Source organism: Vulgatibacter sp. (genome assembly GCF_041687135.1).
GTDB lineage: Bacteria > Myxococcota > Myxococcia > Myxococcales > Vulgatibacteraceae > JAWLCN01.
The window spans coordinates 1-13,155 of sequence record NZ_JAWLCN010000009.1; the positions used below are offsets into that span (position 1 = coordinate 1).

Sequence of the window (13,155 nt, forward strand, 5' to 3'; positions counted from 1 at the left end):
ACGAGGCGCTCGGGCAGCGGATCGTCATGCGCTACCACCTGCCCGGCCTCTCGCGCGACGAGCTGCCGCAGTACCTCGCTCACCTGCTGCGGCTTGCCGCCTGCGAGTTGCCGCTGTTCGAGCCGGCGGCCATCGAGGCGATCTACCAGGCGACGAACGGTCTGCCGCGGAAGGTAAATCTCCTCTGTCACCACGCGCTGATCGCGGCGACGTTCGCCAAGGAGCGGACCGTCACCATCGAGCACCTGCAGGCGGCGGTCGCGGAGGTGTCATGAACGGCGGGGCGTGCGGGCTGTGGATGGGGCCGCGTGCGCTCGTCGCTGCGGTCGTCGGCAGGGACGGGCGCGTCAAAAGCGTGAAGGTGCCGCGTACCGAGGACGCACGGGAGACCCTTGTCGCCTGGCTCGCTGCCGGCGGTGTCGCCGACGTGATCCTCACGGATACGCTGCTCCGCGAGGACTCGATCGGCCGAGTCGCAATCGCCAGCGGCCTCACCGTCTGGACGGTTTCACGCGCGCTCGTCGAGCCGCTGCGTCTCGCCGCGGGGATCTCCGCCGGGCGCTCTTCGGCAATCGCTGCGGTGCTGGCTCGGATGCAGCGGATTCCGAACTATCGTGCGCAGCTCCGCCGGATGGTACCGCCCGATCCCGGCAGGCAACTCCGTCTGCTCTGACGATGCTCAGCCTGCCTCGGGGGCAGTCGCGCGGCCTACGCCGCCGGCGTGCCCCCGTTTCCGTTCTCACTGCACGCCCCCAACATCGGGCGATTCACCGGAGCATCGATTGTGAGAACTGCTCCATCCACGCCGGTGGGCTCGAACGAATAATTGCCGGTGGGAGAGCGCGGCAACCAACACAGCGAGCGTGGTGAAGCGCACGGAGCGCCCGCGTTCCAGCGCGGCAAGACCGAGGTTCTGCGCGAGGCTGGTCTTGCCCACGCCGCTCTGGCCTCGGAAAAGTACGTTTTCCCCACGGTCGAGGAGCGCGAGTTCGAGCAACTCCTCGTACAAGCCGCGATCGATCGAGCGCGGGTGATTCCAGTCGAACTGGTCGAGGGGCTTGAAGCTGCCGAGGGCCGCGCCCTTGGTTCTGCGCGCAAGGTTCCGGGCATCGCGTTCGCGCCGCTCCAGGGCGACGAGCTGCTCGATAACCTCGACGGGAGAGACTCGCGATTTGGTCAGATGGGCGAGCAGCGCACGCAACGCATCCTCGGGTGCGCGGATTCCGAGCCCCCGCAGTCCGCCTGTAATCGCGTCAGCGTTTTTCATCGTAAGTCTCCAGATCGTGCGGGATCACGTCCCGGTCGCGGATGTGGCTGGGTAGCGGGACATCGATGGGGACGGGCGCACGCTCGGCCCGGCGGCGCTGCTCGCAGAGCGAGGCGATTGCACCGGGATCGTGCAGCCCTCTCTCGATGACCTGTGCGACGGCTGGAGCGAGGAGATCGGGCCCGTAGAGGTCGAGCAGCTTCAACGTCCGCGCCGTCATCGAGCCCAGGTTGCGGCCTGTATCCACCCACCGCTCGTAGAGAGCGTCGATGCCGGGGACCGCCGCTCGGAGCCGATCCCGCCCCTTGGGCTCTTTGGCGGCGCGCTTCTGGTCGAGGATCGCCATCCGGTGCTCGGGCGCCTCCACGAGCTGGCGGCGGCCCCAGCACCGTGCGTGCCGCGCAACGGGATTGGCGCCGTCGAGGAATCGGACTTCACGATCGTCGGCAACGAGGGTCAGCGTCTTGCCGACGTGCTCGGGAGGCACGGAGTACATGTTGGTGTCGAAGCGGCAGACGGCCGTCTTGTCGACGCGCACCGGCAGGATCTGATCCGTGGAAACCGGTGGCGCAGGGAACGGGAGGAGGCGCGCACGCTCCTCCTCGAGGCATTCGCCGACGGTCCGCCCCGGGAGCGTCGGGTGGGGGCGCGGCAGCGCGATCTCCGCGAGGAACTCGCCCAGCTCACGGTTGCCCTGCTCCACGCTGCGGATAGTGCGGGCGGCGAGGAAGCGTTCGCGCAGGTAGCGGATGTTCCGTTCGACGCGCCCCTTCTCGTTCGCCTTGCGCACGCCGCAGAGCCGCAACCGGGCGGCATAGCGGCCGCCGAGATCGAGCAGCTGCGGGTGGAACCGTGCGGCGTCACCGTGCCGCTCGAGCACCACGATCTTGGGGTTGTCGAAGAGCCACTCTCTGGGCGTGCCGCCGTAGTACGCGCAGGCGCGCTGGAGCGAGCGCAGCAGCGACCACACCGAGAGGTCGAGGACGAACTCGGCCCAGATCGCACGTGACCACGACAGCACCATCACGAAGAGCCAGAGCGAACGTTGCCCACCGCCGGGCACGTCGATTTTGCCGACATGCGCCCAGTCCACCTGTGCCTGCTCGCCCGGCAGATGCGTGAGCCGCACGAACGCCTCGCGCTTCGGCGCGGGCCGCACCGTCTTCACGTACTCGCGCAGCGTGCGGACGCTCCCGGCGTAGGCTCGGGGTTTCACCATGTCGAAGAGCCGCGTGGACACCAACCTCGGGTAGCGCTCGAGGGTCACCCGGATGAAGTCCCGCACCGGATCGACGAGCAGGGGCCGGGGCAGCGAGGGCGGGCGGCGTTCGAGCAGACCCACCACCCGCTTGACAACGTCGACATGCACGCCGACGTTGCTGGCGATCGTGCCCACCGGCAGGTGCTCGCCGTAGTGCAGCACCCGGATCTCGTTTTCCAACTCGCGCGGGATCGTCACCGGTCACCTCCCGGGAGTCGGTCGCGCAGGCTGAGTTGGTGAACGTCCCGAAAGTCACCGACACCGCGGAGCCTCTTCGGGCGGTGGCCCCCGGGCCGAGCGGCGATGACCTCGTAGAACACGGTGCGCAGCCCGGTCCCGAGCTCGTCGGCGAGCTCCAGCGAGAAGCCATCCGCAGGATCGTCCGCAGAAAGCACAACGCGGAGCGGCGCATCCAGCCAGATGGACAGGCTCTCCAGCAGCACTCTCGCCGGCTTGCCCGACCAGAACGTCGCCGGTGGCGGCAGCGACGCCCGCAGCAGTTCGTCGCCCGTCGGTGCCGTCAGCACCAGCCGGACGTTCCGGTGATCCAACCGGAACGCCACGCGGTATGGCTCCATCACCCATGCTCCCCGGGCCGCACGCGAGGCTGCCGGTGTTCGGCGGCGTCGGTGGGGCCGTCAGCGGGGAGTCCACCGGTGTGTCCACTTTTTCGGAACCCGGGTAAGCCACGCGACGGGCGGCCGTCTCGTCTCGCTGGCGGGCGCGGAAGGCCCACGGCCGCTCCCGGTGGTTCTCCCGCCCCGCGCTCGTTGCCCGGTACCGGCGGGACTTCTGGCGGTTGATCTCCGAGCGACTCAGGCCGCGGCACTCGCGGCTGCAGTAGCCCTGTCCGCGGTAGCAGCTGCTGCACACGACGAACAGCGCCTTGCACCACCCGCAGTGGAGCTGAAGTGCTGGAGATCCCTTGCTGTTCGAGGGGCATCCACAGGCCACGTCCGCTCCGCGAACAAGCGAAGCTGGACGCCCAGCGTGATGCGTGGGAGAAACAGCCAACGGTCGGCGGCGTCCGCGGCCGACCGGAGGGCTCGGGTGGTCAAGACCCGGGCCCTCATCATTTTGTCCGCATCGCCGGAGCTACCCGCGTTCAGCAGGGTGAGCCAGTTTTCGGCCAGCGGCCCCGACTCCCCCAGCACGACCAGCAAGCCACCCGCACGGCGACCTTCCATCGACCTGGACCGTCAAGCTGCTGCGGATCGCGGTTGCCGTCGACAGCCGTTCGGTAGTCGCGGCGGGCAGCGCGATCGCGAGCCCCAGCAGGGCAAGCCGGTGACCGAACGTGCGCGGCTCCCGGCTGGCGCAGATAAGGCGAGACACCGGCAGCGTCCGCGCGAGCGCCAGCACGCCAATGCCGCCGAGGATGGCGCCGATCCGATACGACTTGACCACGCTGCCGATCAGCTCGTGGGCTGGGAGCAGGTAGTCGACGGCGATGAAGTTGAAGCGGGTGGTGAATTCCTTCCAGAAGGTGAATTCGGCCACCGCCCCGCACAGCAGGATCGCGAAGGCCAGCCAGAGCACCTCCCAGCGTAACGCAGCGAAGGAGCGGCTGCGCCGGATGCGATTGGGCGCCAGCGCGGCAACCACGAGCAGCGGCGTGACGAGGAGGGCGAGGGCGGCGAAAGCGATGCGAGCGCGAACGTCGCTTGGTTCTCGCCGGGCGACATCCGCCAAAGGCCTAGGCCGAGCCAGAGCACGACGCGCAGGAGCAGCCAGGCCAGCAGCGCGAAGCTGGCGCTTGCCATGGGGAGGGACAGCGGCCGCTTCGCGTGCTCTTGCTGGACTTCGATCCGCATCATGTCCTCCGCCGCGTAGGGCCGGATCGGCTCGCTGTCGGGCGGACAACATTCGTGCTCGGCACCTGGGCTTGTGCGCTGGCGCGCGCGGAAATGCGCCCTTGCGTGTGCAGTGCGGCTCGGGCCCGGCGCCGGTCCTGCTTCGCTCAGCCCCCAGCGCGAACCTTCTCGCGCATGTGGTCGACCACCTGCATGTGGGGCTGCTGGGGGCTGAACATGATCAGCTCCGCGTCCTCGAGCACCTTCACGTTGTGCCCCGCGGGCCAGTAGAACAGGTCATTCGCCCGAACCGTCTCTTCCCTCCCCGCGCCATCGGTGGTGGTGACGACGCCTTTGACGACATAGCCCCAGTGCGGGCACTGGCAGAGGTCGCCATCGAGCCCGACGAAGAGCTGCGTCGTATCGACGCCCTTGGCGAGCGAGAAGTGCTCGGCGCTCATGCTCCCGAAGTCTCCGGCCTCGCCAAAATTCTCCTCCAGTCGAATTACAGCGCCCGGAATCTGCAGCTTGACGTCCACGTCCTTCATTGCGATTCGCATCGGTGCCCCCTTGGCCCAAAAGGTGTACGAGGTGAAGAAGAGCGGTAGCGCTGCCACGGCCTTCGGGCTAGCCCCTTGCAGGAGGCGACCAGGCGGGGCACACGGGAATGGCGGGCCCCAGGGGAGGCGGCGGCGGCGCGAAACGCGAGCGGTGGCGGGGACGCGATTCGGCACTCATCTTGGCACCCTCCCATCGCCCGATGAGCCGGCGGCCGGACGGAGGTGAGGCCCGCCAATGTGCGAGCGCCGCCAACTACGGCGGCCTCCCGTGTCCGCCTCTGCGCGTGAGTCGCGAGCGATCCCCCCGGCGGCGCCACATCGGCAAGCGGATCGGCAGATTCTGGCCCCACCCCCATCCTCGCGATCGCCTGATGCGATGCGGAACGCAGTACCAGGGCCCAAATAACGTCCAACCGGACCAGCAGCAGGATCGGCAGAACGCAGCTCGCGCTACAATCGCCCCCTGATTCCAACGGGAGGTTCTCGATGCGGTGGACCTGCGCGCTGCACACGCTTGCCTTCGTGGTGGGCTGCGGTGAAGCCGATGCCGGCGGCACAAAAGGCGAGCAGCAGCTCCCCTCGAGCGGGCGCATCGGCCCCTCGGGCGGGCACCTCGCCTCCGCGGACGGCGTGCTGCGCCTCCAGATCCCCGCCGGGGCGCTGGCGGAGGAGGTGGAGCTCGCCATCGAGCCGCTCACCGACACGGCGCCCCACGGCGTCGGCACCGCCTACCGTCTCTCGCCGGAGGGGCAGATCTTCCTCGCGCCGGTGCAGCTCGCCTTCGCCTTTGGCCCCGAGGTGACGAGCGCCGGCGGCCTGGGCGTCGCCTTCCGTGCCGCTGGCGAGAGCTGGCGGGCGCTCCCCCGGCGCGAGATCGATTCCGCATCCCGCACGGTACGGGCCTCGACGACGCACTTCTCCGACTGGGCGCTCATCGAGATGCTCAAACTCGAGCCCGCCTCGGCGCAGGTGGCTGCGGGCGGCACGCTGCAGCTCGAGGTGCTCTTCTGCATCGGCGAGGCGAATGGCGAAGAGCCGGTGGATCTCCTGCCGCTCTGCATCACCCTCGACGACGCCTCGGAGCTCGGCGCCTGGGAGGTGAACGGCGTGGAGGGTGGCGCCCCAGCCACCGGAACGGTCACGGCGAGCGGCACCCGCGCCACCTTCACCGCACCCGCCACCATCCCTGCGCGCAACCCCGTGGCGGTCAGCGTCGACGTGCGCAGCGGCGGCACGCAGGCGGGCAAGCTCGTCTCGAACATCGAGGTGACCGAGGGCTGCCCCCTGGGCGTCTGCTCGCTCGTCGGCACCACCACCACCGTCTCGGTGAGCGACGACGGGCCGAACGGACAGTTCGTGGTCACCGACGTGGCCCAGCTCCGCTTCGACTACGACCGCACGCTGCCCGGCGGCTCCGAAGTGATCTACCGGGTCTCTGGCACCCTCGAGGCTTCCTGGACGCAGACGGACTGCACCATCGATCTCGATCCGGCGAGCCACGAGGTCACGGCGGCGGACGGCGAGCTCACCGTCGAGCTCCACCACGCCGAGCCGATCTTCAGCGGCAGTGGCAGCCTCTGGTGGGTGGGCACGCAGACCTGGACCTGCCCGCCCTCGGATCCCTTCACCGTCGACGAGATCGCCGGCTACTGGGCCGTGGGGCCGGGGAGCCTGGAAACGGGCGTGCTGCAGGGGCGCACCGAGAGCGACGCCGGCGGCTATACCGAATGGCACTTCACCGCCAACCCGTAGCACGAGGAGAAATGATGGCGCGCTACGCCCTGCTACTGCGCGGCGTGAACGTCGGCGCGAAGAGCAGCCTGCCGATGGCGGAGCTGCGCGCGATGCTGGAGCGGCTCGGCTGCACGGCGGTGCAGACCTACGTGCAGAGCGGCAACGCGGTGCTCGAGACGAGCCGCTCGCCCGCAGCGCTCGCGTCCGCGATCGAGGCGGAGCTGCAAAGCTTCATGGGACGGCCCGTGCCGATCACCCTGCGCACCGGGGCCGAGCTGCGGCAGGTGGTCGAGGGCAACCCCTTCCCCGACGCGACCGACGAGCCCACGAAGCTCTGCGTGACCTTCCTCTCGGAGCCGCCCGGCGCGGAGGCGCTCGCGCCGCTCGCCGCGGTCGCGGCCGCAGGCGACGAGGCCTTGGTGGCGCAGGGCCGCGAGATCTACACCTGGCACCCGAATGGCCAGGGCCGCAGCCCGCTCGCCGCCGCCCTGGCGAAGCTGCGGGTCCGCGGCACGCTCACGACGCGCAACTGGAAGACCGTGGGCAAGCTGCACGAGCTGCTCGGCGGCTGAGCGCCCGAGCCCACCAGCCTCAGCTGGCGACGAGCCGGCGCAGCACCTCGACCAGCGCCTCGGGCAGCTGCCGCGGGTGGCTGAGCGTTGCGTAGCGCCCCGGTCCGAAGATGCGCGGGATGTAGTGGGGCGCGTCCCGGTCGACGGTGAGGCAGAACGGGTGCAGCCCCTCCGCGGAGCCGCGCCCGTCGCTTGGTCATCTGGAAATGCCCTCGCTGGCCACGCTGCCTGCGCGTCGCCGGCTGCGCTTTCACACCTTGATGCGGTCCCAGTTCTCGAGGGCGAGCCAGCCTGCCCAGGGGATGCTCGCGACCTGCAGGGCCAGCATCAGCCGGGTGATCCAGCGCACGACCGCGAACGCGGCCGGATGGACGGGCAGGTCGGGTTCCATGGCAGGGGGCCCCTCCGGTGGTGATTGACGTTTGTGGCGCAACCCTCGGGGGCATGCTTCGAGCGCCGGGGTGACAAGCCGGCCACTGGCGCATGGCGTCAGATGACGGACGTTGACCACTCGGTGTCCGTCGGCGAGGCTTCACCCGACATGATGAAGGTCCTCGCCATCTCGGGGAGCCTGCGGGCGGGCTCCAACACCACCGCCGTCCTCCTCGGGGCGGCGCGCCTCGCAGCTCCCGCCGTCGAGGTCGATCTCTACGGCGGCCTCTCGGCCCTGCCGCACTTCGACCCCGACCTGGACGCGGCGAGAGCGCCGGCAGCGGTGGAGGCCCTGCGTCGAGACGTGGCTGCTGCGGACGCCGTGCTCTTCTGCACGCCCGAGTACGCCCACGGCGTCCCGGGAAGCCTGAAGAACGCGCTCGACTGGCTGGTGGGAAGCGGCGAACTCTACGCGAAGCCGGTGGCCCTGCTGAACGCAGCGCCGCGTGCCACCCACGCGCAGGCCTCCCTCGCGGAGACGCTCCGCACGATGGGCGCGCAGCTCCTCACCGATCCCTGCGTCATCGCGGCCTCGGCAGGGCTCCTGCCCGACGGCAGCAACGTGGAGGAGCTGGCGGCGCTGCGGGACGCCCTGCGCGGCGTCCTCGAAGCGCTCCGTGGCGCAGCCGTCCGCGGTGGGTCGTGAGCGCTGCGCCGTGAGCCGGCGCAGCTGGGACGTGAAACCGCGGGGACACGACCGCGACCAATCCGGTATCGTCCTGCGGTCACGCGCTGGTGGACCCCCACACGAATCGAGGTAGATGTGAGCACGAGGTGGATCGCGCTTCTCGGTTGCCTTGCCGTTGCCCTTCTCGCGGGATGCGGGGCCGAAGACGAGCCCGAGTCGCTGCCCGGCAAGGAGCAGCCGGAACCCGAGCCGGAGCCCGAACCCGAGCCAGGGCCGGATGCGCTCCTCGATCCGAGCAAGCTCACGGAGGAGGCGCCAGCCGAATTCACGGTGCGCTTCGAGACCACCGAGGGCCCCTTCGTGCTGGTCGTCCATCGTGAATGGGCGCCGCTGGGCGCGGACCGCTTCTTCAACCTGGTCAAGAACCACTTCTACGACGACGTGGCCTTCTTCCGCGTTCTCGACGGAACGATCACGCAATTCGGCATCCACGGCGATCCCGCGATCTCGTCCATCTGGCGCGACGCGACCATCGAGGACGACCCGGTCGTCGAGTCGAACACGCGCGGACGAATCGCCTTCGCCACCGCCGGACCGGGCACGCGGACCACGCAGCTCTTCATCAGCGGTACCGATCTCTCGCAGCTCGACGCGATGGGCTTCGCTCCCTTCGGCGAGGTCACCGAAGGGATGGACGTGGTCGACTCGCTCTACGCTGGGTACGGCGAGGGTTTCCCGGATGGGCAGGGGCCGTCGCAGGGCAGGATCCAGAGCAAGGGGAACGAATACCTCCGCGCGGAGTTTCCCGACCTCGACTACGTGACGACGGCCCGGCTCGTCGAGTGAAGCGCCGGCGCGGCGTCGCCACGGCGGCGTGTGCATCTTGTCGCGCACGATCGTAGCAGCCGGATCGGACGCGACCGGCAGCTCGGCACCTGCGAGAAAGGGGACCGAGGAGTGGCCCGGGAGGGTGAGTCGAACGGCACGCCGGATGCGGAGCCGGCGCTCGACTTTCGGCAGGTCTTCGAAGAGGCGCCAGCCCTGCTGCTCGTCGTTCGTGCGGACGCGCCTCGGTTCACCATCGTCGCCGCCACCGATGCCTACTGCAACGCCACGCTGACGCGCCGCGCGGAGATCCTCGGCCGTCCGCTCTTCGAGGTCTTCCCCGACGACCCGAGCGATCCGACGCCGACCGGTACGTCGCAGCTCCGCAGGTCTCTCGAGCGCGTGCTCCACAGCGGGGCGCCGGACACGATGGCGTTGCAGCGGTATCCCGTTCGCCGGCAGGACGGCACGTTCGAGACGAGATATTGGGCGCCGGTCAACCTCCTGTTGAGCGACCCACGGGGGCGGATCCAATTCCTCGTCCACCGGGTCGAAGACGTGACCGCCTTTATCGACGCACGCGAGGCAGCTGCGCAATCGAGCGACCGCGCCGGCGAGCTGCAAGTCCAGCTGGAACGTCTCGACGCAGAGGTCTACGCGCGCACCCAGGACCTGCTCGACGCGAAGCGGGAACTCGAGGTGCGCGCCGACGAACTCGAGCTCTTCGCCGCCCGGATTGCCCACGACATCAAGAACCCGATCGCCACGCTGGGGCTGCGCCTCGAGGTGCTCGAGCGGCGCGCCGCTCTCGATCCGGCTTCGCTTGCTTCCGTGCGGCAGATGGGCGAGCAGGTCGAGCGGATGGGCGGCCTGGTCGACGGCCTGCTCGCCTTCGCTCGGTCGGGCGCACGCCCCGCTCCCGGCGTGCGCACGGAGTTGCGGGACGCCGTCCACGGCGCGTTGTCCGATCTCCGGCCGGGGGCAGACCAGGCACACGTGGAGCTGCGGGCCGAGGCGATCCCGGAGATCGAGGTCGCATGCGCCCCCGGCGTGCTGGCGAGCGTGCTCACCAACCTCGTGCGAAACGCGGTGGACGCGCTCCAAGGCGTCCCGCCGGAGCGCCGCCTCGTCGAAGTCCGCGCACGGCGAGACGAGGCCCGCGTTCATGTCGAGGTGGAGGACAGCGGCCCGGGCATCCCGAAGGAACTGCACGCCGACATCTTCCGACCCTACGTGCGCGGACCCGGCCCCTCGGCGTCCGGCCTGGGGCTCGGACTCGCGACGGTCAAGCGCCTCGTCGAAGCCCACGGTGGAGACGTCGGGGTCCGCTCGGAGCCGGGACGCGGCACTGCCTTCTGGGTCGACTTGCCCGTCTCCCGGGACCCGGGCTGATCGCAGGGAAGCTCGCGCAAGGAGCTCCGGCCTTCTCCTACCTGTTGGCGTCTGGGCGCGCTGCCTGCTGCGTAAGGCGTTGCCATTGATCTCCGGTGGAGCGATCCGATCCCGCACGCCGTGTCGCCCCAGCGGCTGGCCGCCGAGCGAGCCGCGATCCGCGGCCGGTCCCGGAGTGGCTCGCGTACCTCGCCTCCGCCTTCGTGATCGCCTCGCTCCTCGTGCTCAGCCTCGTGCCGCCCTGGTTCAACCGGCGGATCGACGGGATCCGCCAGGAGATCGAGCGGGTGGTCGAGCCGGCTCGTGTGCAGGCGAGGGAGCAGTTGGACGCCGTGGTCCGCGAGATCACCGCGACCCGCGCCTATCTCCTCGGTGGCGATCCTGCGCTGCTCGAACGTGCCCGCGACGAGCGTCGCAACGCGGAGGAGGCAGCCGAGCGCGCAGCGGCCGCCATGCGCCCCCTCGGCCCGGAGGTGCTCGAGCTGCACGGCCGACTCTCCGCCGCGGCGTCGCGGTGGAGGGAGCGACAGGACGCGCTCCTCGCCGGCGAGCTCAGCGCCCGTGCCTACCTCGCCGAGCTGCCCGAGCAGCAGGCCCGCTTCGAGGCGCTCTTCGAGGAGGCGGCTTCGCTCGACGAGGCGCTGGCCGCCGAAGCAGCCGAGCGCCGCACGTCGATCCGGCGCGCCGCTCGGCGCCTCAGCGTCGTCGTCGCCCTGCTCGGCGCCTCCGCGATGGTCGCCTCGATGGTCGTCGCCTGGCTCGCCAGACGTGAGCGCGCCTTCGCTCGATCCGCGGAGAACGCCCGGGCGAGGGCCGAGCGCCACGCGAAGGAGGAGCGCACGCTCAAGGAGGTCATGCGCGCGCTCGGCGCCTCGGTGAGCTTCCGCGAGGTCGTCGAAAAGGCGGCGGAACGCTCCGTGGAGCTGACCCGGGCCTTCGGTGCGTACGTGGAGAAATTCGACGTGCCGGAGCCGGGAAGCGAGGTTGAGATCGTCGCGGTGGCGGGGAAGGGGGTTCCGGCGCTGGGGACGCGGGTGCCCTATCCCGGCTCGCTCTCCGAAGAGTTGATGGAGTCACACGCACCGCAGGTCATGACCGAGGTGGGCGCCATCGGGGAACGCATGGCGCCCTATCTCACCGCAAGCTGCCCCGGCTGCACCGGGCTCATCGTGCCGCTCAGCTCGGGCGGCGAGATCCTCGGTACGCTGGTGCTGCTCCGCCGAGCGGAGCAGGGCGCGTACACGGTCGAGGAGGTGGAGCTCGCACGGGCCCTCGGCGACGCCGCTTCTGCGGCGCTGCGGCGGGTGCTGCTGCTGGAGGACGTCGAGCGCGAGAAGCGCGCGAGGGACGCGCTCCTCGAGTCCACCGACGAAGGGATCCTCGGCATCGACGGTGCGGGCTGCTTCACGCTGGTCAACCGCGCCGCCTCGCTGATGCTCGGCTGGGATCCAGCGGAGATGCTCGGTCGCTCCGTACACCCGCTCATCCACCACCATCGGCCTGGCGGCGTCGCCTACGCGGAGGAGGAGTGCCCGCTCACCCACGTCATCCGCGGCGGTGCGGGCGTGCGCAGCGAGTCGGACCTCCTCTGGCGCAAGGATGGCTCGAGTTTCCCTGCCGAGTTCTCCGTTCGGCCGATCGCCGAGGGTGGCGTCACCGTGGGCGCGGTCATCGCCTTCACCGACATCACGGAGCGCAAGCAGAACGAGCAGGAGCGCGAACGGCTGCACGAGATGGAGCGGCGCGCCCGTGCCGAAGCCGAGACGGCCCTGCGCGCCCGCGACGAGCTGCTCTCCGCGGTCTCGCACGACCTGCGCAACCCGCTCGGCACGATCCGCCTGAGCGCGGACTTCCTGCTCCGCCAGCTGGGAACTGGCGACGAGCGAGCGTCGGAGCGGAGGAAGGTCGAGGTGATCGGACGAGCCTCCGAGAGCATGGATCACATGATCCAGGATCTTCTCGACGTGGATCGGATCGACTCCGGTCGGCTCGTGCTGGAGCTGGCACCGACGGATCCCGCTGCCGTGGTGGAGGAGACCTGCGCGCTCTTTCGTCCCCACGCAGAGCGGGCCGGGATCTCGCTGTCGTGCAGCGCGTCTCCCGAGCTGCCGCAGGTGCTTGCCGACGCCGGAGGGCTGCAGCGGATCCTCTCCAATCTCCTGGGCAATGCGCTCAAGTTCACGCCCGAGGGTGGGGCCGTCTCCGTCCAGGCGAGCGCTGCGGCGGATGGTGTCTCGTTCGCCGTCACCGACACCGGCCGCGGAATCGCAGCGGAGGAGCTGCCCCGCCTCTTCGATCGCCACTGGCAGGCGAGCCGCACCGACCGGCGGGGCCTGGGGCTCGGGCTCGCCATCGTCAAGGGCCTCATCGAGGCGCACGGCGGGGCCATCCACGTCGAGAGCACGCCGGGCCGGGGGAGCACCTTCCGCGTCGCGATCCCGATCGCCACGAGACCGGGTTGAGCGGGCGCGTTGACGGACGAGCAGGCGGGCGCTATAGGTCGCGCGCAATTGTAATTGAGAATGCGCTGCAAGATCAGCAGCACCCCGCTCCCCGGATGTTCCATGCGCCACCTGCTCCACCCGTTCCGCCCGTCGTTCTCCACCGCAGCAGCGCTCTGCCTCGTGCTGGTGGCAGCGGAGGCCGCGGCACAGGCACCCACGGAGACGGGCAGCGAAGGGCAGCGCGTCC

General features: G+C 70.2%; 13 protein-coding genes and 1 pseudogene. 8 read left to right on the plus strand and 6 right to left on the minus strand.

Annotation, left to right across the window (positions count from 1 at the left end; translation table 11 throughout):
• Nucleotides 1-275 (plus strand): annotated as a pseudogene (locus ACESMR_RS18155) (hypothetical protein); the annotation flags it as partial.
• Nucleotides 272-673, plus strand: coding sequence for a hypothetical protein (locus tag ACESMR_RS18160; RefSeq protein ID WP_373048525.1), 402 nt, complete (start codon nucleotides 272-274; stop codon nucleotides 671-673). The pseudogene ACESMR_RS18155 and the gene ACESMR_RS18160, both read left to right, overlap by 4 nt.
• Before the next feature lie 66 nt (nucleotides 674-739).
• Here ACESMR_RS18160 and ACESMR_RS18165 read toward each other — a convergent pair whose 3' ends face one another.
• The 5 genes from ACESMR_RS18165 to ACESMR_RS18185 form a co-directional block, all read right to left on the minus strand.
• On the minus strand, nucleotides 740-1,267 hold the full coding sequence (locus tag ACESMR_RS18165) for an ATP-binding protein (protein ID WP_373048526.1): 528 nt from the start codon (nucleotides 1,265-1,267) through the stop codon (nucleotides 740-742).
• Nucleotides 1,254-2,726: an IS21 family transposase gene (istA, locus tag ACESMR_RS18170; protein WP_373048527.1), complete on the minus strand. Its 1,473-nt coding sequence runs from the start codon at nucleotides 2,724-2,726 to the stop codon at nucleotides 1,254-1,256. Before istA ends, ACESMR_RS18165 begins: the two co-directional genes overlap by 14 nt.
• Nucleotides 2,723-3,106: a hypothetical protein gene (locus ACESMR_RS18175; RefSeq protein WP_373048528.1), complete on the minus strand. Its 384-nt coding sequence runs from the start codon at nucleotides 3,104-3,106 to the stop codon at nucleotides 2,723-2,725. Before ACESMR_RS18175 ends, istA begins: the two co-directional genes overlap by 4 nt.
• A 517-nt stretch (nucleotides 3,107-3,623) precedes the next feature.
• Nucleotides 3,624-4,220: a hypothetical protein gene (locus ACESMR_RS18180; protein WP_373048529.1), complete on the minus strand. Its 597-nt coding sequence runs from the start codon at nucleotides 4,218-4,220 to the stop codon at nucleotides 3,624-3,626.
• A gap of 268 nt (nucleotides 4,221-4,488) precedes the next feature.
• Nucleotides 4,489-4,881: a hypothetical protein gene (locus tag ACESMR_RS18185; protein ID WP_373048530.1), complete on the minus strand. Its 393-nt coding sequence runs from the start codon at nucleotides 4,879-4,881 to the stop codon at nucleotides 4,489-4,491.
• Between the two features lie 486 nt (nucleotides 4,882-5,367).
• Between ACESMR_RS18185 and ACESMR_RS18190 the strand changes: the two genes are divergently transcribed.
• Nucleotides 5,368-6,633: a hypothetical protein gene (locus tag ACESMR_RS18190; RefSeq protein WP_373048531.1), complete on the plus strand. Its 1,266-nt coding sequence runs from the start codon at nucleotides 5,368-5,370 to the stop codon at nucleotides 6,631-6,633.
• A gap of 14 nt (nucleotides 6,634-6,647) precedes the next feature.
• A complete protein-coding gene (locus ACESMR_RS18195) occupies nucleotides 6,648-7,187 on the plus strand; it encodes a DUF1697 domain-containing protein (RefSeq protein ID WP_373048532.1) in 540 nt (179 codons plus the stop codon).
• Nucleotides 7,188-7,437: 250 nt separating this feature from the next.
• On the opposite strand, the gene ACESMR_RS18200 is transcribed toward ACESMR_RS18195, so the two are convergent.
• Nucleotides 7,438-7,578, minus strand: coding sequence for a hypothetical protein (locus tag ACESMR_RS18200; RefSeq protein ID WP_373048533.1), 141 nt, complete (start codon nucleotides 7,576-7,578; stop codon nucleotides 7,438-7,440).
• A 102-nt stretch (nucleotides 7,579-7,680) separates the two neighbouring features.
• On the opposite strand from ACESMR_RS18200, the gene ACESMR_RS18205 reads away from it, so the two are divergent.
• From ACESMR_RS18205 to ACESMR_RS18220, 4 genes are all read left to right on the plus strand, one after another.
• Complete coding sequence (locus tag ACESMR_RS18205; RefSeq protein WP_373048534.1) at nucleotides 7,681-8,265, plus strand: NADPH-dependent FMN reductase; 585 nt, start codon at nucleotides 7,681-7,683, stop codon at nucleotides 8,263-8,265.
• A gap of 117 nt (nucleotides 8,266-8,382) precedes the next feature.
• The gene (locus ACESMR_RS18210; RefSeq protein WP_373048535.1) at nucleotides 8,383-9,093 is read left to right on the plus strand and encodes a peptidylprolyl isomerase; all 711 of its coding nucleotides are present in this window, start codon (nucleotides 8,383-8,385) and stop codon (nucleotides 9,091-9,093) included.
• Between the two features lie 111 nt (nucleotides 9,094-9,204).
• Complete coding sequence (locus tag ACESMR_RS18215) at nucleotides 9,205-10,464, plus strand: PAS domain-containing sensor histidine kinase (protein WP_373048536.1); 1,260 nt, start codon at nucleotides 9,205-9,207, stop codon at nucleotides 10,462-10,464.
• Nucleotides 10,465-10,559: 95 nt separating this feature from the next.
• The gene (locus ACESMR_RS18220; RefSeq protein ID WP_373048537.1) at nucleotides 10,560-12,926 is read left to right on the plus strand and encodes an ATP-binding protein; all 2,367 of its coding nucleotides are present in this window, start codon (nucleotides 10,560-10,562) and stop codon (nucleotides 12,924-12,926) included.
• Nucleotides 12,927-13,155 lie beyond the last annotated feature (229 nt).